Below are 23,992 nucleotides of genomic sequence, written 5' to 3'. Positions count from 1 at the left end.
ACTATACGGCCGACGCCGTGACGTGGGTCACGGTGTGAGGAGAGTTGACGATGAAGCGAACACGCACCGTACTCGTCACCGGCGGAGCGGGCGGGATCGGCCGGGGCGTCGCCGCGGCCTTCGCGGCCGCGGGCGACACCGTGGTCATCGCCGACCGGGACGCGGAGCGCGTCACCGGGACGGCGCGGGACCTCGGCGTCCGCGGCAGGGTGCTCGACATCACCGATCCGGCGTCGATCACCCGCGAACTCGACGCGATAGCGGCGGAGTCCGGCCCGGTCGAGGTGCTGGTGAACAACGCGGGCCTGCTCACCGTGCACGGCACGCTGCTGGATCTGCCGGGCGCCGACCTCGACACCATCCTGCGCACCAACGTGCTCGGCACGTTCCTGATGACCCAGCAGGTCGCCCGCCGGATGGTCGACGCCGGCGTCGCCGGGGCGATCGTCAACATCTCCTCGATCGGCGGCCGGCAGCCCACGCCGGGGATGGGCGGCTACGAGAGCAGCAAGGCGGCGGTGGACGCGCTCACCCGGTGGGCGGCGATCGAGCTGGCCCAGCACGGCATCCGGGTCAACGCCGTGGCGCCCGGCCCAGTCCTCACCGAGATGATGGCCGCCGGGATGCCGGAGGGTTCGCCGCAGCGCCGGGCGTGGGAGGACCGCATCCCGCTGCACCGGTTCGCGTCGGTGGAGGACGTCGCCGCGTCCGCCGTCTTCCTCGCCGGTGAGGCCGCCGCGCACATCACCGGCACCAGCCTGCCGGTCGACGGCGGCCAGCTCCTCACCTGAGCCGGGCGGGGGGCCGGGCGGCGAACGCACGGCCGGTGCCGGGGCGGGCGAGCCCCGGCACCGCAAACCCGGTCGGCCAGGACGGGCGAACGCGAGCCCCGGCACCCCGGAAACATCCGGTCGGGCACGGCGGAGAGCCAAAGCCCCACCGCGGGGTACCCGGTCGGCCAGGACGGGCGAACGCGAGCCCCGGCACCGCATACCCGGTCGGCCGGGGCGAGCAAGCGCGAGCCCCGGTGCCGGGTACACCGGGGCCGGGGCGGCGGAGGGGGCCCGGGTGGGGCCGGTTCGGCCGGCCCCACCCGGGCTCAGTCGGCCTCCACCCCGGCCGCGGCGGGCTCCGGGGCCGCGGCCCGCGTCCCGCGCCGGTGGACGATCCTGCCGTCCACCACGGTGAGTTCCACCGCCACGTCGGGCAGTTCGGCGGGGACCAGGGCCAGCGGATCGGCCTCCAGCACGCACAGATCGGCGGCCATGCCGGGAGCGAGCGTCCCCTTCCACGACGCCGCGTGGTCCTGGCGGGCCGGCTCGACCGTGTAGCAGCGCAGCAGCCGGGCCATGCGCCGGCGCGGGTCGGCCGCGGGTCCCATCCACTCGTCGGCGGCGGCTATCTGCCTCCGCCAGTCCGGCGACAGCACGGGTGCGTCGGAGGTCAGGCACAACGGCACCCCCGCCTCCAGCGCGGCCCGCAACGGCCAGGCGGCCGCCGCCGCGCCGTCGCCGAGCACGGCGTCGACCAGCGGGTGGGTGCGCACCGCGATCCCGGGCTGCATGTCCAGGCCCACCCCGAGCGCCGCCATCCGGCGCAGCTGGGTCCCGGTCACCAGGTCGCCGTGGATGACGTAGTGCCCGAGGTCGACGTCGTGCTCCGCGCGTGCCCGCTCGATCGCGTCGAGCATGACGTCGACGGAGCGGTCGCCGGTGGCGTGGACCCCGACCTGCCGGCCCAGGCGGTGCGCGGCGAGGATCATCCGCGTCAGGTTCGCCTCGCGCTCGGCGTCGTCGGCGCCCTCCACCAGCAGCGCGGGGCGGACGCCGTCCGCGTAGCACCGGTGCGTGTAGGCCGACCGCATCGGGGGGATGCCGTCGGCGAATATCTTCACCCCGGCGAACCGGAGCCATCGCGGATCGCTCGTCGCGGCGTCGGTGGCGGCGAGCCCGTCGAGGAAGTGCTCCAGATCGCTGGGGCCGTCCAGTTCGCCGTAGAGCCAGAGCACGGTGACCCGGGCCCGCAGCAGTCCCTCGGCGGCGAGCGCGCGGTACTCCTGTGCCACCGAGGTCCCGAACGCGCCGGTCGGACCGTTGTCCTCGCCCGGCCCGAGGCCCGGCTCCGTGTAGCTGGTGATGCCGAGCGAGGCGAGCAGTTCCCCGGCGCGCAGGATGGCCCGGCGGCGTTGCGCGGCGTCGAGCAGCGGGCGCCGCGGTTCCGGGCCGGGGCCGTCGTGCCCGCCGAAGAGGGTGTCCGGCCACAGGGCGCCGAGCCAGGTGGCGTGCAGATGGGCGTCGTTGACACCGGGCAGGACGGCCCGTCCGGCCAGGTCGACGACCTCGGTCGAGTCACCGGCGAAGGCCATCACCGCACGGTCGTCGCCGACACGTGCGACGAGCCCGTCGCGGAGGGCGATCGCGGTCGCCTCCTCGTCGCCCGCGCACAGGGAATGGACCACCCCGCCTCGCAGGATCAGGTCGGCCGATGCTTTGCGGGCGTCGCCGTCGACTGTGCGCACGGGTGCTCCTCATTGCTCTCGGGGGTCTCGACATTTGAGTCGACAACCGTAGACTAACGCATCGTCGAGCCTCCGGCGCTCGATCCGAAGGAGCAACGATGGACCTTCCCTCCTCCACACGTGCCGCCGTACTGACCGCGCACGGCGCACCACTTGACCTCATTGACCTGCCACTTCCGGGGAAACCCGAACCGGGCGCCGCCCTGGTGCGCATCGTGTGCACGACGCTGTGCGGCACCGACATCGAGATCTGGTCGGGGAAGATGAGCTTCCCCGGCATGCTGCCGATGGTGCTCGGCCACGAGATGGTCGGCGAGATCGTCGCCGTCGGCGAGGACACCCGTGACGCGCTGGGCCGCGAACTGCGCGTCGGGGACCGCATCGGGTGGTCGGAGTCGACCTGCGGCGCCTGTCACGGCTGCACCGTGCTGCGCGAGCCGGTCGCCTGCTCCGACCGCGGTTACGGGTTCCGGCAGCGCGCCGACGTCCCGCCGTACGCCACGGCGGGTCTCAGCGAGTACGCATACGTGGTTCCCAACGCGGCCAAACTCCTGCTGCCCGGCGAACTCCCGGACACCTGGGCGGCGATGGCGGGCTGCGCCGCGAAGACGGTGCTGAGGGCGTTCTCCCGGGCCGGCGGGGTGCGTCCCGGCTCCCGGGTCGTCGTGCAGGGTTCCGGGGCGCTCGGTCTGTTCGCCACCGCGGTCGCGCGGATCAGCGGCGCGGGCAGCGTGGTCACCGTCGGCGCTCCCGCCTCCCGTCTGGCCCTGGCCCGCGAGTTCGGCGCCGACGAGGCGGTGGACATCGCGCCGGGCTCCGACGCCGTCATCGAGCGGGTGCGGGAACTCACCGGCGGCCACGGGGCCGACCTGGTGCTCGACTTCGCCGGCGCGCCCTCGGTCGGCCGGGAGGCGGTGGAGATGGCCGCGCAGCGCGGACGCGTCGTCGTCGTCGGCAGCACCGGTCCCGGCAGCGAACCGCTCCCGCTCGGCACGGTGATGGGCAAGGAACTCACCGTCGTCGGCTCCCTCAACGGCGACATCGCCGACTACCACGACGCGATCGGGTTCTTCGCCTCCTTCCGCGACCGCATGCCGTGGGACCGGCTGTTCGGCACACCCGTCGGACTGTCCGAGGCCTACGCGCGCATCACGGCGATGAGCGGGCACGCCGAGATCAAGGCCGTCATCGACCCCCGGATCGCCTGAGCGGCCGAGGACCGCGAGGACGCGAGCGGCACGGCAACGCCGAGCGGCACGGAACCTCCGTGCGGCCGGAAGGCACCCGATGAGCTCGCGGACACATGTGCGCCCACAGACCGCCGGGGTGACCCGTAGAAGCACACCGGCCCCGGAAACACCGCCCCCCGAGACACCGCTCCGGGGGACACCCCGGCAACCCGAAGAAACCCGCGCGCCCCGAAGACCCCGGACCCCGGGACCCCGGACCCCGGGACTCCGGACCCCGAGAGACCGCGGCAACCCCAGGAAACGGCCGCCGAGACACCGGTCCCGGGAACACCCCGGCAACCCGAAGAAACCCGCGCGCCCCGAAGAGAGGAACCACGCGTGACCCAGAGCCTTCTCCCCCGACGCCGTATCGGTGACAGCGAACTCGAGGCGTCGCTGCTGTCCCTCGGCTCCTGGCACACCTTCGACCGCATGGACTTCGCCGACGCCGTCGAAATGGTCCGCCACGCGCTCGACCAGGGCGTCAACCTCTTCGACGTCGGTGTCTACGGCATGCCCGGCCGGCCCCCCGTCTTCACCGACGTGCTGTGGGGCGCGATCATGCGGGCCACCGGTATCCCCCGGGAGCGGTACCTGGCCTCGGTGAAGCTGTGGATCGAGGCCTTCGGCGAGCAGGGCTTCGGGCCGCAGCTGAAGAACGCCTTCCTGCGCACCGGCCTGGACCACGCGGACCTGGTGATCCTCGGCGACCTGCGCCGCGACGACGTACGCCTGGAGGACCTCGTCGGCGACCTCGCCGCACTGACCGACGCCGGACTGATCCGGGCCTGGGGCGTGAACAACTGGTCGGCGGCGAACATCCGGGAACTGCGCCGCATCGCCGCCGCGCAAGGGGTGCCCGGACCGCAGATCGCCCAGCTGAAGTACAGCCTGGCGCGCCGTGCCATCCCCGACGGCGAGCCGTTCGCCGAGCTGTTCGCGGACGGGTTCAGCATGCAGGCCTCCGACGTGCTGGAGGGCGGCATCCTGGCCGGGCGGACCTCCCCCGACCGCGAGATCGGCCGGGACCCCGGCGCGATCCGGGACGCGATCGTGGCGACCGTCCCCGCCCTCGTCGAGCTGGCCGCCAGGCTCGACACCACGGCCGCCCAGCTCTCCGTCGCCTTCACCCTCACCCACCCGGCCAACGTCACCACCCTCGTCGGCGCCAGCCGGCTGGAGCAGGTCCAGCAGAACATCGGCGCCCTGGAACTGCTGCGGCGGGTGGGGGCCGACGAACTGCGCGCCCTGGCCGAGCCGTTCTGGACCGACCGCGGCGTCGTCGACCCGGAAGGCCCGTGACCGTGACCGTGACCGCACCGCGCCCACCGGACGGGGGGCGGCCGGTGCGCCCGCGCCCCGTCCCCTACGACCCGCCGCTCGAACCGGGCCTCGCGGCCTGCCGCGAACTGGTCGAACCCATCCCGCTGCGGGCCGGCACCATCCTCGCCAACCGCGCCCACTTCGCCACGCTGGTGCCCCCCGTCGAGGAGGCGATCGGCGACCTGCCGGTCGAGTTCGAGCACGTCACGGCGCCGGGACCGGCGGGAGCGCCGGACGTCGAGCTGACCGTCCTGCGGCCCCGCGGCCGGGTACGCGACGCGCCGGGCCTCTACTCGATCCACGGCGGCGGCATGGTGCTCGGCAACCGGTTCTTCGGCATCGCCGAACTGGCCGAGGAGGTGGTGCGGTTCGGCGCCGTCGCCGCCACCGTCGAGTACCGCCTCGCCCCGGAGCACCCCGCGCCCGCGGCCGCCGAGGACTGCTACGCGGGCCTGCTCTGGTTCGCCGGGCACGCCGCGGACCTCGGCGTCGACCCCGGCCGCGTCGTCGTCAGCGGCGCGAGCGCGGGCGGCGGCCTGAGCGCGGCGGTCTCCCTGATGGCCCGCGACCGCGGCGGCCCCGCCCTGGCCGGCCAGGTGCTGGACTTCCCGATGCTCGACGACCGCAACGACACGGTCTCCAGCCGGCAGTACGACGGCATCGGCATCTGGGACCGCAACAACAACGACACCGCCTGGAACGCGCTGCTGGGCGACGGCCGGGGCAGCGACTCGGTCTCGCCGTACGCGGCGCCCGCCCGCGCGACGGACCTGTCCGGGCTGCCTCCCGCCTGCATCACGGTGGGAGCCGCCGAGGTGTTCCGCGACGAGGCGGTCGACTACGCGACACGTATCTGGGCGGCCGGGGGCCGGGCCGAACTCCACGTGTGGTCCGGCTGCTACCACGGCTTCACCGGCTTCTCCGCCGACACCGAGGTGTCCCGGGCGGCCGTGGCCGCCCGCCGGTCGTGGCTGCACCGCGTCCTCGGCGGCGCAGGCCGGCCCCGGTGAGGACGGCCACCGCGCGCGGCGCGCGTGCGATGAGCGCGCGCCGCGCCGCGTTCGTCCTGGGTTCGCTCGAGGTGTTCGGACCTTTGTCGATGGATCTGTCCATGCCGTTGCTGCCCCGGCTGGCCGAGGATCTGCACACCAGCGACAGCCTGGCGCAGGCGTCGATGTCGGTGTGCATGCTCGGGCTCGCGTTCGGCCAGCTCGTGGCGGGCCCGCTCAGCGACCGGATGGGCCGGCGCCGACCGCTGCTGGGCGGCGTGGCGCTCTTCGCGGTGTTCTCGCTGCTGTGCGCGCTCGCCCCCGGCATCGAGGTCCTGCTCGTCACACGTTTCCTCCAGGGCGTCACGGGATCGGCGGGTGTCGTCATCGCTCTCGCCGCCGCCCGGGACATCGCCTCGGGCATCGAACTGGCGCGGCTGCTGAGTCTGCTCGGACTCGTCGGGGCGCTGGCTCCGATCCTGGCCCCGGTCGTGGGCGGGCAGCTCACCGCTGTGCTGGACTGGCGGGGCCTGTTCGTGGTGCTCGCCGGTGTCGGCGCCGCCCTGCTGGTCGTCGCGGCGACGCTGCTGCCCGAGACCCTGCCCGCGCGGCTGCGGCACCGGGGCGGGTTCGCGGACACCGGCCGGCGGTTCGCGACGGTCCTGCGCGACCGCCTGTTCGTCTGCTACCTGCTGGTGGGAGCGTGCACCGGCACGGCCTTCTTCACCTACCTGGCGTCCATCAGCTTCGTGCTGCAGGACGGCTTCCACCTCAGTCCGCGCGCGTTCAGCGCGGTCTTCGCGGCGAACGCGGTCGTGGCGGTGCTCGGGTCACTGTCCAACCGGGCCGTCGTACGCCGGGCGGGTCCCGCGCGCATGTACGTGGCGGGGACGACGGCGACCGCGGTCGCCGCGCTGGCCCTGCTCGGCGCGGTCCTCGCCGGCGCCGGCCTGGCCGTGGTGCTCGTCCTGCTCGCGCTGGTGCTGTTCTGCTACGGCGTCATCAGCCCGAACAGCTCCGCGCTGGCGCTCGCCGGCCACGGCGAGCGCGCCGGCACGGCGGCCGCCCTGCTGGGCATGTCGGGTTTCGCCGTCGGCCCCGTGGTGGCGCCCCTCGTCGCGCTCGGCGGCAGCGCCGAGCTGACCATGGTCCTCACCATGGCCGTCGCCACCGCGGTGGCGTGCGCGCTCGTGTGGACCACGGTGCTGCCCCGGCTCCGCCGGCCCGCGAGTTCGCCGTTCGTCGGCGGACTCGGCGACGGGGACGCCGTGGACCGACCCGGCGTCCCGCGCTGACCGACCAGCCTGAACGACCGTCCCGCCGGGCGCCCGGCGGGACGGTCGTTCGGGCCTGCGCGGACGGGCGGGCGGGCTCGCGCGGACGGGCGGGCGGGCTCGCGCGGACGGGCGGGCGACCGCCCCTGCTCGGGCAGTCGAGCGCCTCGGCCGTCGCGGGCAGGTCGGCGATGCGGCTGCTGCCGTCCGGCAGCCCGACGGCCGGCAGCCGGAACCGGTTCTCGCACCGCCGCGTCATCTCTCTCCGCACCTGCCGCCAGGCGTCGGCCACGAGGGTCCGGGACGGCCGGTGGCGGCGGCTGCCGCGGTCGCGGCACCTCGGCAGGGGTGGTCGTGCACGGACGGGCGGGCGGGCCCGCACGGACGGACGAACCGACCCGCACACGGAACAGCCGGCCTCACACGGCCAAGCCCTCCCGCGCACGGCGAAGCCGGCCTGCACATGGACAGGCCGGCCTGCGGAGGGAGCGATCGACAGGTGGAACGACCGGCAGATGGAACGACCGGCAGATGGAAGGAGCCTGCGGGCCGGCGGTCCGCACACGTGCCGGGTGGCGGTCGGGACCGCCACCCGGCACATTTCGTGTGTCGTCAGCCGTCCTGCCGGCCCGGACCGACGATGCCGAGGCCGTCGGCGCCGACCTGGACCGCGGACTCGTCCAGTACGGACTCGGTCACCGGCTGGGGCCTGCCGTCGAGATCGAGGACCGGGGCCGCCTCCTTGTACCACGACTCGATCACCGCGTTGCCCCAGAAGTCACGGCGCCGGTCGTCGTGCACGTTCCACCGGTAGGTCTCGTGGTCGGGGTCACCGGTGTAGTAGTCGGAGGTGTAGATCTCCACCCGGTGGCCGTCGGGGTCGCGCAGGTAGAGGTAGAAGGCGTTGGAGACACCGTGCCGGCCGGGGCCCCGCTCTATGTGGTGCTCCTTGCGCAGGGAGCCGAAGATGTCGGCGGTGCGCAGCACGTGGTGGGACTCGTGGGTGGCCACTCCCACGTGGTGCAGCCGGGGCCCGGCGCCTCCGGTGAAGGCGACGTCGTGCACGGTCTGCTTGCGGTACATCCAGGCCGCGTACAGCTCGTGCTCGTCACCCTCGATGGTCTCCGAGCAGCCGAAGCCGAGCGCCTTGTAGTGGGCGTAGGCGGCGGGTATGTCGGGGGTGCAGATGTTGAAGTGGTCCAGGCGGGCGATCTCGGCGCCGCGGCGGATGTCGTAGCGCTGGATGAGGCGTTCCGCGCGGTCGATGTCGTGGAAGAACTCCACCGGGAAGCCGAGCGGGTCGACGACCCGGACGGCGTCGCCGACCCCGGGCGTGCCCTGTCCCCTGGGGACGCGGCGGACCGGACGGCCGAGCGCGGTGAAGTACTCCTCGGCGCGGTCGACGTCCTCCGGGGTGCGGACCCGGTAGGCGAGGTGGTCCAGGGCGGCGGTCGGCCCCTGGCGCAGGACGAGGGAGTGGTGGGTGAGTTCGTCGGTGCCGCGCAGGCACAGCAGTGACTCGTCCTCGTACTGGACGTGGAAGCCGAGCATGTCGGCCCAGAACCAGCGTGCCTTGTCCAGGTCGGTGACGACGAGCTGGGCGTAGGCGGAGCGGACGACGTCGGGAGGTGTACTCATGTGGGTGCTACTCCTTCGCGGTCAGGACGCGCCGAAGCGGGGTGTGTGCACCTCGCCGAGCATCACGTGGACGATCTTCGACTCGGTGTAGAAGTCGATACTATGCGCACCGCCCTCACGGCCCAGGCCGGAGGACTTCACACCTCCGAAGGGGGTGCGCAGGTCGCGGACGTTGTGCGAGTTGATCCAGACCATGCCGGACTCGACGGCGTGCGCGATCCGGTGTCCGCGCTTGAGGTCGGACGTCCACACGTAGGCGGCGAGACCGTACTGGGTGGCGTTGGCCAGTTCGACGGCCTCGGCCTCGTCGTCGAAGGGTGCGACGGCGACCACCGGCCCGAAGATCTCCTCCTGGAAGATGCGGGCGTCCCGGGAGACGTCGGCGAAGACGGCGGGCTGGAGGTAGTTGCCCTCCGGCAGGTGTGCGGGGCGGCCACCGCCGGCCACCAGCTTGGCCTCCCGCTGTCCGATCTCCACGTACTCCAGCACACGTGCGTAGTGCTCGGGGTGGACCAGCGCGCCGACCTCGGTGGCCGGGTCGGCGGGCAGGCCGACCTTCACCTTCTCTGCCCGCTCGGCCAGGCGGCGGGTGAACTCCTCGTACACCGGGCGCTCCACCAGCACACGGGAACCGGCGGTGCAGCGTTCGCCGTTCAGCGAGAAGACACCGAAGACCACGGAGTCCAGCGCCGCTTCGAGGTCGGCGTCGGCGAACAGCACGACCGGGGACTTGCCGCCCAGCTCCATCGAGACGGTCTTCAGGTGCGTCGCGGAGCTGCGGACGATGTGCCGGCCGGTGTCGGTGGAGCCGGTGAAGGAGATCAGCGGCACCTGGGGGTGGTCCACCAGGGCCTGGCCGGCCTCCTCACCGATGCCGTGCACGATGTTGACCACCCCGGAGGGCAGGCCGGCCTCGTCCAGGATCTCCGGCCACAGGCTCGCGGACAGCGGGGTCCACTCGGCGGGCTTGAGGACGAGCGTGCAGCCGGACGCCAGTGCCGGGGCCAGCTTCCAGCTCTCCAGCATGAAAGGGGTGTTCCAGGGGGTGATCAGGCCCGCGACGCCGACCGGGGTGCGGACGACGTAGTTGATCTGCTGCTCGCCGGCCCGGAAGGCCTCCTCGCCGAGGGCGACGATGACGTCGGCGAAGTACCGGAAGTTCTCGGCGGCCCGTCTGGCCTGGCCCCTGGCCTGGGTGACGGGCAGACCGGAGTCGAAGGTCTCCCAGGCGGCCAGCTGCTCCTCGCGCGCCTCCACGGCGTCGGCGATCCGGTACAGCAGGCGGGCCCGCTCGCGGTTGCCGAGCGCGGACCAGGCGGGGAAGGCCGCCGTGGCCGCGGCGACGGCGCGGTCCACGTCGGCGGGCCCGCCGGCGGCTGCCGAGGTGTACTGCGTGTTGGAGACGGGGTCGCAGACGGGGAACGTGCGGCCGTCGGCGCTGCCGGTGAGCTCGCCGCCGATCCAGTGGCGGATCTCGGCCGGCAGACCGGCAGGGCGCGCGGCGGTGGTGTCGGTGGTCATGGCATCTCTTCCGATCGGAGGGTCGGACGTGCTGGGTGCGGAGGACGTGCTGGGTGCGGCTGCGGTCGGCAGGGATCTGCCGGGCCGGGCCCGGTGGGCCCGGTGGTTCCCGACCTGCCGGGCCCGGCGGCCCGGATCCGCTGCGGCCCTGATCCGCTGGGCTCAGATCCGCTGGGCTCAGATCCGCTGGGCTCAGATCTGCTGGGTGAGGTCGCCGCCCTCGGCGAGCAGGGCGCGGATGCGGGCCAGGCCCGCTTCGGTGGGCGGGGTGAGCGGCGGGCGGACGTGCCCGGAGGCGATCCTGCCCTGCTGGTGCAGCACCCACTTGGCGGGGGCCGGGTTGGTCTCGACGAACAGCAGGTCGACCAGGGGGTGCAGCCGGTAGTGCAGGTCCCGGGCGGCCTCGAACTCGCCGGCCTCCCAGAGTTCGTACATCCGCGCCACCGCGGTCGGCGCGAGGTTGGCCACCGCGGAGACGAAGCCGGCCCCGCCGAGCGCGAGCAGCGGCAGGCACAGCAGCTCGATCCCGGACCACACCAGCAGCTCGCGTCCGCAGGCGTGCAGGACCCTGGAGAAGTGCTCGAAGTCCTTGGTGGTCTCCTTGACGCCGACGAAGTTGTCGAAGTCGGTGAACAGCCGCCGCACGGTCTCCGGCGCGATGTCGACCGCCGTGCGGGAGGGCACGTTGTAGGCGACCAGCGGCAGGTCGGGGAACTCCCGGGCCACCGTGGCGTACCACTGGTACAGGGCCTCCTGGGTGGGCCGGGCGTAGTACGGGGTGATGACCAGGGCGGCGTCCGCGCCCAGTTCCCGGGCGGCGGCGGTGATCTCGAGGGTTTCGTCCAGCTTGTGCGAGCCGGTGCCGGGCAGGAACGGCACCCGGTCGCCGATCTCGTCCGCCGCGGTCCGCATCGCGGCGATGCGTTCGGCGGTGCTCTGGGCGGACGGCTCGCCGGTCGAGCCGCCCAGCGAGATGCCGTGCGAGCCGGACTCCAGCTGCCAGCGGACCAGGTTCCGCAGGCTGTCGTGGTCGACCGCGCCGTCCTCGGTGAACGGCGTGACGACGGGGGCGATGGAACCCCGGATGGTGGCGGGGTCGGTGCGGAACTTCATGAGCTGCTCCGTTGCGTGGATGGGTGCGGGCGTGGCCGGGGGCGGGTGCCGGGCGCGGTCGGGGCCGCGGTGCGTTCGCCGTCGGGGGGAGTGTCGGCGGTGTCAGGTGTGGCACGGGGTCAGGGCGGGCGCCGCACGCGGTCGTGGCCGCATGCGGTCGTCGTCGGGGACGGGTGCCGGGCCCCGGGTGCCGTCGGGGCCAGGTGTCGCGCGGGGGTCGGGGAGGGGTGTGGCGCGGGGTCGGGGAGGGGCGCGGCGCGGGGGTAGCGGCGGGTGTGGCGCGAGGTCAGGACGGGTTCGACACGGGGTCAGGACGGGTGTGGCACGGGGTCAGCCGCGGGTGTCGCGCCACCGCTGGTAGGCGGCCCGCCAGTCGGGGCCGAGCGGGTACAGGCCGTCGACGGGCTCGCCCGCCGCGACCTGTTCGGCGATGAACCGCTCCTGCAGTTCCTGCTCGGTGCTGTCGGCGACGAGCTGTTCGGCCAGGTCCGGCGGGACGACGACCACGCCGTCGGCGTCGCCGACGAGGATGTCGCCGGGCTGGACGAGTGCTCCGCCGCACGCCACCGGGACTCCGGTGTCCCAGGGGACGTGCCGGCGCCCGAGGACGGCGGGGTGCTCGGCGGCGTAGTACGTGGGCAGGTCGAGGGCGGCGACCGCGGCGCTGTCGCGCAGGCCGCCGTCGGTGACGATGCCGGCCGCGCCCCGCATCTTCGCCCGCAGCGCCAGGATGTCGCCGATGGTGCCGGAGGTGGGGTCGCGGCGGGCGTCCATGACGAGCACCTGGCCGGGACGCAGCTCCTCGACGGCGCGCTTCTGGGCGTTCATGCCGTTGCCGTACTTCTTGAACAGGTCCTCGCGCAGCGGCAGGTAGCGCAGGGTGTGCGCGCTTCCGACCAGCTTGTCGCCGGGGCGGGTGGGGCGCACCCCGTCGATCGTCATGTGCTGGAGGCCGCGCTTGCGCAGCTGCGAGCTGAGGGTGGCGGTGGAGATGCCGCGCAGCGCCTCGGCGAGGTCCCGGTCGAGTACCGGCTCGGGGGTGTGGCCGGGGCCCCAGGCGTCGGCGCGCAGGGCGGCGTCGACACGGGGCATGGCGCCCCAGGGCGCGAGGTCGTGGTCGGCCTCCGTCACCGCGTTGCGCAGCCGGCCGCTGGACACCCGGTCACCGGCGCCGGTGACCTCCACCTCCACGACGTCGCCGGGCGAGACCACGGAGGCGCCGGCCGGGGTTCCGGTGAGGACGACGTCGCCGGGCTCCAGCGTGAGGAGCCGGGAGAGGTCGGCGATCAGCGCCCCGAACGGGAAGAGCAGTGTGCCGGTGTCGGCGTCCTGGACCAGCTCGCCGTTGACCCAGGTGCGCAACCGCAGCTCGGCCGGGTCGAGTTCGGTGGCGTCAAGCAGCCGGGGGCCGAGGGGGGTGAAACCGTCGGCGCCCTTGGAGCGCAGGTTGGAGCCGCGGTCGGCGTACCGCAGGTCGTAGGCGCCGGCGTCGTTCGCCGCCGTCACCCAGGCGATGTGGCTCCAGCCCCGCTCGGGGGTGACGCGGTGGGCGCGGCGGCCGACGACGAGGGCGATCTCGCCCTCGAAGGACATGAGTTCGCAGCCGCTCGGGCGCACGAGGGGGTCGCCGGAGCCGGCCAGCGAGGAGGGGGGCTTGAGGAAGTAGGACGGCTGGTCGGGGACGCGACCGCGCTCCTTCGCCCGGCAGGGGTAGTTGAGGTGGACGGCGATGATCTTCGACGGCTGGGTTCCCAGCGGGTGCGGCATGGGAGTTCTCCTGGGGCGAGAGCGACGTCAGGCGCTTGTCGAGGAGGGGCGGTGCCGGTCGGCGCGGCGTGTCCGGAGACCCGGCGCGGGCGACGACCTTTCCTGATACCGGAGGCGGACCGAACGGCCGACCTCAATAATCGTATACGCTATCATGCATGATCTAGCTGGAAAATGACACTGGAACCGACGCCGCGAAGGCGGTGGCGGAAATCTCTGTGAGGGGTGCGCACCCGATGCGAGGCAGAACCGCTCTGGCCGTCCGTACGTTCACTCCCGGCACACCCGCGCCCGGCGGGGCGGCCGGCGCACCGCCCGTGCTGCTCGTGCACGGCTTCGGCTCCGACGGCGACAGCGACTGGGTCGGGACCGGAATCGTGCGGGCGCTGACCGAGGCCGGACGGGTGGTGGTCGTGCCCGACCTGCCCGGCCACGGGGACAGCCCGGCGCCGTCGGCGGCGGCCGGGGCGGCCGCACCGGCACTGGTCGCCGGCCTGCTCGCCGCGCTGGACGAGGCGGGCGCCGGGGGGACGTTCGACGCCGTCGGCTACTCCCTGGGCGCGAGGCTGCTGTGGGAGTTCCCCGAGGCTGCGCCCGGCCGGCTGCGCCGGGCCGTCCTCGGCGGGCTCAGCCCCGTCGAGCCGTTCGAGGCGGTGGACGTCGAGGCGCTGCGCCGCGCGGTCGCCGACGGCACCGAGCCCGCCGATCCGTTCACCTCGGCGATCGCCGGCCTGGTGCGCGCCCACGGCGACCGGGCGGCCGGTCTGGCACTGTGCGTCGAGGGGCTGCGCAGCACCCCGTTCGCCCCGCGGGGCTGGGCCGGTGCGACACCGCCGGTCTTCGTCGTCGGCGAGGACGACGTGATGGTCCGGGGCATCGAGCGTATCGTCGATCTTGTCGGCGGAGCGGAGCTGACCACGGTTCCCGGCGGCCACCACGACGCCCTGACCGGCCCGGAGTTCCGGCGCACGGTCCTCGAGGCCCTCGCCCGGTGACCGCGAGCGGGACCATGCGGGCTGGGGCCGGCCCCGATGCGCCGGCGACCGCCCACCGCGTACAGTTCCGGGGCCGCACCACGGCAGGCCGGATCAGGACAAGGGGACACCGATGACTGCCACGCAGAAGCAGGCCCGGGCCAAGGGGTCGAAGGCCGAGGTCAGTTACGAGCTGCTGCGCTCGCGCATCCTCGACGGCACCTACGGGCCGGGGTACCGGCTGGTCCTCAGCCAGCTCGCGCGGGAGACCGGGGTCAGCACGATCCCGCTGCGCGAAGCCCTGCGCAGGCTCCAGTCCGACGGACTCGTCGAGGTCGTGCGCAACATCGGCGCGCGGGTGGCGGTCTTCGACGCCGCCCAGGTGGAGCACTCGCTCCAGGTCCTGGCCCGGCTCGAGGGGTACGCGACCGCGATCTGCGCGCCGCACATGACGGCGGGGCACATCGAGCGCTCCCGGAAGATCAACGCCCGGATGACCAAGGCGCTGGAGGACTTCGACCCCGCGTCGTTCACCGCGCTCAACCGGGAGTTCCACTTCTCCATCTACGAGCACTGCCCGGACCGGCACCTGGTCTCGCTGCTGGAGGCGGAGTGGGCCCGGCTGGACCACATGCGCCGCTCGACGTTCACCTACGTCCCCGGCCGGGCCCGGCGGTCGGTCACGGAGCACGAGCGGATGCTGGAGCTGATCGAGACGGGCGCGACGACCCAGGAGATCGAACAGGTCGCCTGCGCCCACAAGATCGCCACCGCCGACGCGCTGCACCAGGCGCACGGCGCGCCGCGGACCGGCTGAGCGCGGGTCCCGCACCCCGCGGCCGGTGGCGCGTCGCACCCCGACGCGCCACCGGCGCCCGGCCCCGCCCCTCGCCCTCCGCCCCGCACCTTCGGGCCTTCGTCCCGCACACCTTCGTCCCGCCGCACCGCGAACACCGTGCCGGCGGGACGAATTTTTCGCGCGGAATCATATACGATAACTGATCTCATCTGTTACGTTGATGCCATGTCCACCACCGACCCGGCCGCCACAGCGGCACCCGCGCCGACCGCCGCGCGGGCCTCACGGGAGACGGTCGTCACCGTCACCGGCGAGATCGCGCCGGACGCCCTCGGCCCGGTACTTCCCCGCGAGCACCTGCTGAGCGATCTCGCCCCGCCCCACGACACGGCCGAGTCCTGGGCGGCCACCGGGCGCGCCCGCCCCACCTCCGCCGCCCGGCTCCGGCTCTACCGGGCGCCGCTCACCATGGACCTGCTCGGCGAGATCGGCATGGGCGCGCCCAACCGGGACGACTGGCTGCTCGACGACGAGGAACTGGCCGCCGCCGAGGCCGCCGCGTTCCGGCGCGCCGGCGGCGGCACCCTGGTGGACGTCACCACCGCCCCGCTGGCCCGCAGGCCCGCCGGCCTGCGCCGGATCGCCGAGGCGACCGGCCTCAACATCGTGATGGGCAGCGGGTGTTACCACCCGGCCTGGTCCGGCGGACCGGCCCGCCCCGACACCGGGCGCCTCACCGAGGAGATCGTCCGGGACCTGACCGATGGCGTGGACGGGGTGCGCGCGGGGATCGTCGGAGCGTCGGCGGCGCTCGATCCGCGCGAGCCCGCCGAGCGCGCCGTCCTGGTCGCGGCGGCACGCGCGTCGGCGGCCACGGGCGCTCCCCTCTCCCTCGACCGCTGCGCCGACCCCGACACCCAGCAGCGTGTACTCGATCTGGTCGCCGAGGAGGGCGCGGACCTCACACGTGTCGCCGTCGGGCACTGCGACGCGCTCGCCCCGGACCCCGACGACCTCGAACCGCTCCTGGAACGCGGGGTGTTCGTGCAGTTCGACCAGCTCGGCCGGCTCCCCTCGGTGCTCAGCGTCTGCGACGACCAGGACGTCGCCGCGGCCGTGCTCGAGCTCGCCCGCCGGGGCCGTGCCGAGCGGATCCTGCTGTCCCAGGACGTCTCCGCCAAGTCCCAACTGCTCGCCTACGGCGGCGGCGGATACGGCTTCGTCCTCACCCAGTTCGTCCCGTACCTGAGGATGCTCGGAGCCGACGAGGCGCTCGTCGAGACGGTCACGGTGCGAAACCCCCGAAGACTCCTCACCATTCCGACCGCGAGGGCAGAGTCGTGACCCGCTACCCCTTCGAGATCCCGGACCTCGCCGGCCGGGCGCTCACCGTCGCGGGCCCCGTGGACCCGTCGGTGCTCGGACCGACCCTCATGCACGAGCACGTCTTCGTCGACCTGCGGCGCTCCCCGAGGTTCCACCGCCCCGGCGAGGACGCGCCGGAGGCCGCCGAACCGCTCACCCTCGCCACCCTCGCACACACCCGGCACGGGCGGCCCAACGCCGACAACGACCTGATGGGCGACTTCGACGAGATGCTGGCGGAGGTGCTGGCCTTCGCGCACAGCGGCGGCGGCGCGATGGTCGAGGTCTCCCCCGTCGGCCTGGGCCGGGACCCCCTCTCGCTGCTGCGGCTGTCCCGGGCGAGCGGGCTGCACATCGTCATGGGCGGCGGCTGGTACACCCCGGCCTTCCACCCGGCGGACATGGACGGACGCGGCGTCGACGAGCTGACCGACCTCATCGTGCGGGACATAGCGGTCGGCGCCGACGGCACCGGCATCCGTTCGGGCGTCATCGGCGAGGTCGGCGCGGAGTCCGTGCCGTTGACCGCGAACGAGCTGAAGAGCGTGCGCGCGAGCGGACGCGCGAGCAGGCTGACGGGCGCCCCCGTCACCTTCCACGTCGGCGGCGTCGGCGAGGAGAAGTTCCGGGTGCTCGGCATCCTGGAGGAGGAGGGCGTCGCGCCGGACAACATCGTGCTGGGGCACGGCACGGAGGTCCTCGCGGACCCGGTGTTCGGCGAACGCGTCCTGAAGCGCGGCGTCTTCGTGGAGTTCGACTTCCTGGCCTCGCCCGGGAGCCCCTGGGGGCACCTGTTCCTCACCAGCGACCACAAGGTCGCCCGGGGCATCGCCGAGCTGGTCGAACGCGGATACGCGGAGCAGATCCTGCTCGGTCACGACGTGTGCCAGAAGATCCAGCTCAAGAGGTACGGCGGCAAGGGGTACGACTACATCCCCCGGTACTTCCTGCCCGCCCTGCGCCGCCTCGGGGTGAGCGAGGAGGCCATCCGCACGATCATGGTCGAGAATCCGGCGCGAGCGCTCGCCTTCGCCCCGCCGCGGTGACCCGGACCGCCCGTCCGCACCGACGCGCTCACGCACCCAGGGAGAAACCGATGCCCGTCACCCCCGTTCCCTTCGACCCCGCTCTGAACGGGGTGCTCCAGGCCATGTCCCAGGGGCAGGAGGCCGCGCCGCCGTCTCCGGCGACCGTCGAGGCGATGCGCGCCTCCGCCTCGCTCATGCCCACGCCGTCGGTCTCCGAAGTCATCGGCGCGCGGGAGATCGACGCCGAGGAACGCACGGTTCCCGGCCCCGAGGGCGCCCCGGACCTGGACGTCACCGTGCTGCGTCCGAGGCGCCCGGCCGGTCCGGTCCCGGGGCTCTACAACATCCACGGCGGCGGCATGGTCAGCGGACACCGCCACCAGGACACCGCCCGCCTGGCCGACCTCGTCGAGGAACTCGGCGTCGTCGCCGTCAACGTCGAGTACCGTCTCGCCCCCGAGCACCCCGACCCGGCCCCGGTCGAGGACTGCTACGCCGGCCTGCGGTGGATGTCGGAGCACGCCGCGGAACTCGGCGTCGATCCCCGGCGCGTCGTCGTCATGGGCGGCAGCGCCGGAGGCGGTCTGTCGGCCGGAGTGGCCCTGCTGGCCCGCGACCGTGGCGGCCCGCCGCTGGCCGGGCAGTTGCTGCTGTGCCCGATGCTCGACGACCGCAACACCACCGTCTCCAGCCATCAGTACGACGGTCTGGGCACCTGGCAGCGGGCGATGAACCTGCTCGGCTGGCGGGCGCTGCTCGGCGATCGGGCGGGCGACCCCGCGGCCGAGGTGCCGGTCTACGCCGCGCCCGCCCGGGCCGGCGACCTGTCGGGCCTTCCCCCCGCCTTCGTCGAGGCGGGCAGCGCCGAGCTGTTCCGCGACGAGGACGTGGCCTACGCCTCCGCCGTCTGGGCCGCCGGAGGCCAGGCCGAGCTGCACATCTGGCAGGGGGCGTTCCATGGCTTCGACGTCTTCGCCCCCGACCACGAGGTGACCCGGGCCGCCCTGGCGGCACGCCTGTCGTGGCTCAGGCGCGTGCTGGAGCTCTGACCGCCCTGGCGCGGCCGGCATCTCCTGACCGGGCGGCGCCAAACCGGCCGGAACCCCTTGCCGGTCCGCACCCCCGAGCATAAGGTTTGGGTTCAAACGATATGGGGGCGCGGAGACCTCGCCCGTGCCCCGCGGGACGGTCGCCGAGCGGCCGCCGGACACACCCGGCAGCGCGTCACCGCCGAGCACCAGCCCTCCCGGCGGCGCCCCGTGTCCCACGGCGAGCGCGCGCCCCGGATCCGCCCGGGCGCGTACGCGCCCCCACCTTCCTCCGTTCACCAGCCAGAAGGGTCATCCATGCCGGAGACAGCGGACCTCATCCTCACCGGCGGCGACGTGCTGACCATCGACGACGCCTTCTCCGTCGCCCAGGCGGTGGCAGTACGGGCCGGCCGGATCCTCGCCGTGGGAAGCGACGCGGAGATCAAGGCACTGGCCGGGCCGGGCACCCGGGTGGTCGACCTGGCCGGCCGGACCGTGCTGCCGGGCATCAACGACTCCCATCTGCACGGCGCGGCATGGGCGTTGACCCGGCCGCCGTTCGCGCTCGACGTCGGTCATCCCCAGGTGCGGTCGATCGCCGACACAGCCGAGGCGGTGCGGCGGGCCGCGGCCGCCACTCCCCCCGGTCAGTGGATCACCGGTCTCGGCTGGGACGTCGGCTACCTGGCCGAATGCCTGGCCGACCCGGCCCGCCGCCCGCACCGACGCGACCTGGACGACGCCGCCCCCGGCCACCCGGTCTGCCTGACCGACTTCTCCGGCCACATGGTCTGGGTCAACTCCAAGGCGCTCGAACTCGCCGGGATCACCCGCGGCACCGAGCCGCCGGCTGGCGGGGTCGTCGAGACCGACGCCGCCGGGGAGCCCACCGGCATCCTTAAGGAGACGGCGCAGGCGCTCGTGCAGGAGCTGATCCCGCCCGCGACCGTGGCGGACCGCATGACGGCGATCCGTTCGGCCGTGGCGGCGCTGCACGCCGAGGGCATCACGAGCTACACCGAGCCGGGGCTCGGCCCGGGCGGCGCCCAGATCCTCGGCGGCGGCCTCGACACCGCGACGCTCCACGCGTACGTCGAACTGGCCCGCTCGGACCGGCTGGCGGCCCGCGTACGGGTGCTGCTGCTGCCCGCGCCGATGGGCGGCTCGGCGGCCGACGTCACCAGCGGCCTGGCCGGACTCCGCGTACCGGACGACGTGGACGCCGAACGCCTGGCCGTCATCGGGGTCAAGGTGTTCGCCGACGGGGTGCCGCCCAACGAGACCGCCTGGATGCACGAGCCGTACCCGGGCGGCGGCCACGGCGGACTGTGCGTGCACGGCGCCGACGCCGCCCTGCAACAGGCCGAACTCGCCGAGATGATCAGAGTCGCCCACGCGGCCGGCCACCAGCTCGGGGTGCACGTCACGGGCGACCGGGCGATCGACGCCGTGGTGGACGCCTTCATCGCCGCCGACCGGGCGCATCCACGCCCCGACGCCCGGCACTACATCATCCACGGCGACTTCGCCTCCCCGCGGAGCCTGGCCAGACTGGCCGCGCACGGATACGGCGTCAACATGAACCCGGCCATCAAGTGGACCATCGCCGATCTGATGGACGACATCGTCGGCAGCGAGCGGTCGGACTACCAGTGGCCGGTGCGTTCCGCCGCGGAGGCGGGGATCGCCGTCTGCGCCAGCTCCGACGCCCCCATCACGGCCCCCAACTGGCGTCAGGGCGTCGCCGCCATGCTGCTGCGCGAGTCCAAGGCGACCGGCCGCGTGAGCGGTCCCGGGCAACGCGTCTCGCTGGAGACGGCGCTGCGCGCCTACACGGTCAACGCCGCCAGGCAGGATTTCGCCGAGTCCTGGAAGGGCACCGTCGAACCGGGGAAGGTCGCCGACCTGTGCGTCCTCGGCGGCGACCTGCGCGCCACCGACCCGCACGACATCCCCGGACTCGACATCGACCTCACCGTCTTCGACGGGCGGATCGTGTACGAACGCGACACGGACCCGCGGTGACCGAGGGCGCGGCCGCGCCACCGCCCCTCCTCCGGACCTCCCGTCCGCCGGACCTCCCCTCCTCCGGACCTCCCCTCCTCCGGACCTCCCCTCCTCCGGACCTCCCGTCCTCCGGACCTCCCCTCCTCCGGACCGACCGTCCGCCGGACCGACCGTCCGCCGGGGCGCCCGTCCTCCGGGCCGCCCGGGTGCGGGCCGCCGCCGGGGAGCAGGGATCACGGCGGCCCCCCGGGCCCCGCGCCGGCCGCGCCCGTACAATGCGTTCCCGAACGACCGGGCGGACCGACGGGCCGTCCGGTGCTGTCCAGCAGACTCAGGGAGCACGCTTGCCCGGCCAGCGATCCATCACCGAAGCTGAGAAGCTCGCGGAGGCCAAGCTGGGCGGCATCCGCGTCCAGCGGGAGCAGATGGTGGCCGTGGCCAACATCTACCGGGCCGCCTCCACCGTGCGGCACCACCTGGAGAACTCTGTGCTCCGCGGCTCGAACCTGACCTGGACCGCCTTCGTCGTGCTGTGGGTGGTGTGGGTCTGGGGCGAGTCGGAGACCCGGCACGTCGCCGAGGAGGCGGGCATCTCCAAGGGCACGCTCACCGGCGTCTCCCGCACCCTGGAGTCGCGCGGGCTGCTGCGCCGCGCCGGCCACCCCACCGACGGGCGGCTCGTGCTGCTGTGCCTCACGGAGGAGGGCGAGGAGTTCATGCGGCGCGTCTTCCCCGCCTTCAACGAGGAAGAGGCCTTCGTGACCTCGCAGTTGACCGCCGCGGAGTGCCGCGACCTCGCGGACGGGTTGCGGCGCGTGGTCCTCCAGGTGGAGCAGCACGGCGAGGACCGCCGCCGGTCGCTGCTGGCCGGTGCCGACCTCGAGCCGCGGCGCGGCGGCCGGCGCGCCAAGGGCTGAACACCGGCTCCTTCCGCACCCGCTGCACCGGCCACACCGCCACACCCGCCACACGGCACCCGAACCATCGCGCCGCGGCCCGGACCGACGACCGAGGGCACGTGACTGTCGCGCGCGACCCGGACCCACGCCCTGCGGCACGCGGCGGTCGTGGGCCCGGGCCGACGACCGGCAGGAGCCGCCGTGCCCGGACCGGCCTCAGCGGTTGTCGTGCGCGGCCCTAACCAGCGCGTCGAACAGGCGCTGCTGGGCCGGGTCCTGGTGTGCCGTGTCCTCCGGATGCCACTGCACGGCGACGAACCAGCCGCCGGCTCCCGCCGCCTCCACCGCCTCGATCGTGCCGTCGGCGGCCCGGGCAGTGGCGACGAGTCCGTCCCCCAGCCGGTCGACGTGCTGGTGGTGGTAGCAGGACGCCTCGACCTTGTCGGCCCCGGTGACGGCGGCGACGGCGGATCCGGGGGCGAGGGACACCGGGTGCCGCACGTGCCGGTGGTCGCGGCCCGGCCCGCCCATGTCCTGGTGCAGTGTCCCGCCCAGGGCGGTGTTGACGACTTGCAGTCCCCGGCACACGGCCAGCAGCGGCAGCCGCAGCGCGAGTGCCTGCCGGGCCGCCTCCAGGTCGAAGGCGTCCTGCTCGTCGTCCACGTCGTAGACGGTCTCGTGCGCCTCGCCGGCCCCGTAGCGGTGGGGCGCCAGGTCGCCGCCGCCGGGCAGCAGGACGCCGTCGAAGCGGGCCAGCCGGGCGGCGGTCAGGTCCGGGTCGCAGGCGCCGCCGGGGGCGTACGGGTGGATGGTGACGGGCTCGCCGCCCGCCCGCCAGACGGCTTCGACCAGGGCCCGGGCGTTGACCTCGGCCGCGTGGCGCAGGGCGGAGGCGGAGGCGGAGAAGCGGGCAGGGACGCCGATGAGGGGGCGCGGGACGCGGGTCACAGCTGGATCCAGGTGGTCTTGAGTTCGGTGTACTTCTCCAGGGCGTGGACGGACTTGTCCCGTCCGTTGCCCGACTGCTTCATGCCCCCGAAGGGCACCGTGAGGTCGCCCTCCTCGTAGCAGTTCACCCAGACCGTGCCGGCCCTCAGGGCGCGGGAGACCTTGTGGGCGGTGGACAGGTCGGAGGTCCACAGGCCGGCGGCGAGTCCGTACTCGGTGGCGTTGGCGAGGGCCACCGCCTCGTCGAGGTCGTCGAAGGCGAGGACGGACAGCACCGGGCCGAAGATCTCCTCGCGGGCCAGCGCGCTGTCCGGGCTCACCCGGTCGAAGACGGTGGGCTGGAGGTAAGCGCCCCGGGTGTCCGGCAGGGCGCGTTCTCCCCCGGTGCGCAGCCGGGCGCCGGCGTCGACGCCGGCCCGGATGTGGCCGAGCACCCGCTCCAGGTGGTCCGGTCCGACCAGTGCGCCCATCTCGGTGGCCGGGTCGAGGGGGTCCCCGACGCGCAGGGCGCGGGCCCGTTCGACGACCGCCTCGGTGACGCGCTCGGCGATGGAGGAGTGCACCAGCAGCCGGGAGGGCGCGGTGCACATCTCGCCCTGGTTGAAGAAGATGCCCCAGGCCGCGGTGGCGGCGGCCCGCTCCAGGTCGGGGGCGTCGGGCAGGACGATGTTGGGGGACTTGCCGCCCAGTTCGAGCCAGACCCGCTTGAGGTTGGAGTCGGCGGCGTAGCGCAGGAAGTGGCGGCCGACGGCGGTGGAGCCGGTGAAGGCGAGGACGTCGACGCCGGGGTGCAGGCCGAGGGCCCGTCCGGCCACCGGTCCGTCGCCGTTGACGACGTTGAGGACGCCGGGCGGCAGGCCCGCCTCGACCGCGATCCCGGCGAGCAGCAGCGCGGACAGCGGCGAGTTCTCCGAGGGCTTGAGCACGACCGTGCAGCCGGCGGCGAGCGCCGGGGCGACCTTCCAGCCCGCGAGCGTCAGGGGGAAGTTCCACGGCACGACCGCGCCCACGACGCCCGCCGGTTCGCGGGTGACGAGGGCCAGGGCGTCGGGCGCGGTGTGCGGGGACTCGTCGGTGAGCTTGTCGGCCAGTTGCCCGTACCAGCGGAAGGTGCCGATCAGGGCGCGCAGTTCGATGTCGTGGGCGTCGCTGATCGGCTTGCCCATCTCCAGGCTCACGGTGAGGGCGAGGTCCGCCCGCCGGTCCTCGATCAGGTCGGCGAGGCGCAGCAGGATCCGGCCGCGTTCGGCGGGCGCGAGGCGCGGCCAGGGGCCGCTGTCGAAGGCCCGGCGGGCCGCCGCGACGGCCAGGTCGACCTCCGCCGCGCCCGCGTCGGCCACCTCGGCCAGCACCTGGCCGTCCCTCGGGGAGACGACGGCGAAGGCGCCGCCGCCACCGTGTTCGCGACCGCCGATGAGGTGCGCGCCGGGCAGCCGCAGCGTCTTGGCCCGGCGGATCCAGTCGTCGTGGGTGACTTCCACCGTGAATCCTCGTTTCGTTGGTGGTTCGGGCTGTTCAGGGGGGCGGACGGAGCCATGCGTCGGACAAGGGGGTGCGGAGCGGGGTGCC

Annotated in this window: 19 protein-coding genes; 12 read left to right on the top strand and 7 right to left on the bottom strand. The window is 74.1% G+C overall.

Translation table 11 applies throughout. The features are described from left to right. Positions 1-50: 50 nt before the first annotated feature. On the top strand, positions 51-791 hold the full coding sequence (locus ACF061_RS21335) for an SDR family NAD(P)-dependent oxidoreductase (RefSeq protein ID WP_392268492.1): 741 nt from the start codon (positions 51-53) through the stop codon (positions 789-791). Positions 792-1,099: 308 nt separating this feature from the next. On the opposite strand, the gene ACF061_RS21330 is transcribed toward ACF061_RS21335, so the two are convergent. Continuing rightward, positions 1,100-2,518 (bottom strand): amidohydrolase, encoded by a 1,419-nt coding sequence (locus tag ACF061_RS21330; protein WP_392268491.1) that lies wholly within the window; start codon positions 2,516-2,518, stop codon positions 1,100-1,102. 98 nt (positions 2,519-2,616) lie between these two features. Here ACF061_RS21330 and ACF061_RS21325 point away from each other — a divergent pair, with 98 nt between their 5' ends. The 4 genes from ACF061_RS21325 (at position 2,617) to ACF061_RS21310 (ending at position 7,354) form a co-directional block, all read left to right on the top strand. Beyond that, positions 2,617-3,726: a zinc-binding dehydrogenase gene (locus ACF061_RS21325; RefSeq protein ID WP_392268490.1), complete on the top strand. Its 1,110-nt coding sequence runs from the start codon at positions 2,617-2,619 to the stop codon at positions 3,724-3,726. Between the two features lie 360 nt (positions 3,727-4,086). Further along, on the top strand, positions 4,087-5,049 hold the full coding sequence (locus tag ACF061_RS21320) for an aldo/keto reductase (RefSeq protein ID WP_392268489.1): 963 nt from the start codon (positions 4,087-4,089) through the stop codon (positions 5,047-5,049). Positions 5,050-5,051: 2 nt separating this feature from the next. Then, positions 5,052-6,080, top strand: a complete 1,029-nt coding sequence (locus ACF061_RS21315) for an alpha/beta hydrolase (protein ID WP_392268570.1) — start codon at positions 5,052-5,054, stop codon at positions 6,078-6,080. Positions 6,081-6,109: 29 nt separating this feature from the next. Then, positions 6,110-7,354, top strand: coding sequence for a multidrug effflux MFS transporter (locus tag ACF061_RS21310; RefSeq protein ID WP_392268488.1), 1,245 nt, complete (start codon positions 6,110-6,112; stop codon positions 7,352-7,354). Positions 7,355-7,945: 591 nt separating this feature from the next. Here ACF061_RS21310 and hpaD read toward each other — a convergent pair. From hpaD to ACF061_RS21290, 4 genes are all read right to left on the bottom strand, one after another. Next, on the bottom strand, positions 7,946-8,971 hold the full coding sequence (gene hpaD / locus ACF061_RS21305; RefSeq protein ID WP_392268487.1) for a 3,4-dihydroxyphenylacetate 2,3-dioxygenase: 1,026 nt from the start codon (positions 8,969-8,971) through the stop codon (positions 7,946-7,948). 21 nt (positions 8,972-8,992) lie between these two features. Further along, on the bottom strand, positions 8,993-10,492 hold the full coding sequence (gene hpaE / locus ACF061_RS21300) for a 5-carboxymethyl-2-hydroxymuconate semialdehyde dehydrogenase (protein WP_392268486.1): 1,500 nt from the start codon (positions 10,490-10,492) through the stop codon (positions 8,993-8,995). A 192-nt stretch (positions 10,493-10,684) separates the two neighbouring features. Then, positions 10,685-11,605 carry a 4-hydroxy-tetrahydrodipicolinate synthase gene (gene dapA / locus ACF061_RS21295; RefSeq protein ID WP_392268485.1) on the bottom strand — a complete coding sequence of 307 codons (921 nt, stop codon included), beginning with the start codon at positions 11,603-11,605 and terminating at the stop codon, positions 10,685-10,687. Between the two features lie 330 nt (positions 11,606-11,935). Continuing rightward, positions 11,936-13,372: a fumarylacetoacetate hydrolase family protein gene (locus ACF061_RS21290; protein ID WP_392268484.1), complete on the bottom strand. Its 1,437-nt coding sequence runs from the start codon at positions 13,370-13,372 to the stop codon at positions 11,936-11,938. Positions 13,373-13,608: 236 nt separating this feature from the next. Here ACF061_RS21290 and ACF061_RS21285 point away from each other — a divergent pair, with 236 nt between their 5' ends. The 7 genes from ACF061_RS21285 to ACF061_RS21255 all read left to right on the top strand — a co-directional run bounded on the left by ACF061_RS21285 (position 13,609) and on the right by ACF061_RS21255 (position 21,493). Beyond that, on the top strand, positions 13,609-14,367 hold the full coding sequence (locus tag ACF061_RS21285) for an alpha/beta fold hydrolase (RefSeq protein ID WP_392268483.1): 759 nt from the start codon (positions 13,609-13,611) through the stop codon (positions 14,365-14,367). A 112-nt stretch (positions 14,368-14,479) separates the two neighbouring features. Further along, complete coding sequence (locus ACF061_RS21280; RefSeq protein ID WP_392268482.1) at positions 14,480-15,163, top strand: GntR family transcriptional regulator; 684 nt, start codon at positions 14,480-14,482, stop codon at positions 15,161-15,163. A gap of 207 nt (positions 15,164-15,370) precedes the next feature. After that, positions 15,371-16,489 (top strand): phosphotriesterase, encoded by a 1,119-nt coding sequence (locus ACF061_RS21275; RefSeq protein WP_392268481.1) that lies wholly within the window; start codon positions 15,371-15,373, stop codon positions 16,487-16,489. Beyond that, the gene (locus tag ACF061_RS21270) at positions 16,486-17,556 is read left to right on the top strand and encodes a phosphotriesterase (protein WP_392268480.1); all 1,071 of its coding nucleotides are present in this window, start codon (positions 16,486-16,488) and stop codon (positions 17,554-17,556) included. Before ACF061_RS21275 ends, ACF061_RS21270 begins: the two co-directional genes overlap by 4 nt. 50 nt (positions 17,557-17,606) lie before the next feature. Continuing rightward, a complete protein-coding gene (locus ACF061_RS21265) occupies positions 17,607-18,587 on the top strand; it encodes an alpha/beta hydrolase (RefSeq protein WP_392268479.1) in 981 nt (326 codons plus the stop codon). A gap of 297 nt (positions 18,588-18,884) precedes the next feature. Next, entirely contained in the window at positions 18,885-20,594 is a 1,710-nt protein-coding gene (locus ACF061_RS21260; RefSeq protein WP_392268478.1) for an amidohydrolase, read from the top strand. A 326-nt stretch (positions 20,595-20,920) separates the two neighbouring features. Then, on the top strand, positions 20,921-21,493 hold the full coding sequence (locus tag ACF061_RS21255; protein WP_392268477.1) for a MarR family winged helix-turn-helix transcriptional regulator: 573 nt from the start codon (positions 20,921-20,923) through the stop codon (positions 21,491-21,493). A 198-nt stretch (positions 21,494-21,691) separates the two neighbouring features. On the opposite strand, the gene ACF061_RS21250 is transcribed toward ACF061_RS21255, so the two are convergent. Both ACF061_RS21250 and ACF061_RS21245 read right to left on the bottom strand, forming a co-directional pair. Beyond that, positions 21,692-22,423 (bottom strand): gamma-glutamyl-gamma-aminobutyrate hydrolase family protein, encoded by a 732-nt coding sequence (locus ACF061_RS21250; protein ID WP_392268476.1) that lies wholly within the window; start codon positions 22,421-22,423, stop codon positions 21,692-21,694. After that, positions 22,420-23,904 (bottom strand): aldehyde dehydrogenase, encoded by a 1,485-nt coding sequence (locus tag ACF061_RS21245; protein WP_392268475.1) that lies wholly within the window; start codon positions 23,902-23,904, stop codon positions 22,420-22,422. Before ACF061_RS21245 ends, ACF061_RS21250 begins: the two co-directional genes overlap by 4 nt. Positions 23,905-23,992 lie beyond the last annotated feature (88 nt).

The sequence above is a fragment of the Streptomyces sp. NPDC015220 genome (genome assembly GCF_043079345.1).
Lineage (GTDB): Bacteria > Actinomycetota > Actinomycetes > Streptomycetales > Streptomycetaceae > Streptomyces.
The sequence above is the reverse complement of the archived record's forward strand: the minus strand, read 5'-3'. Positions and strand labels throughout refer to the sequence as shown.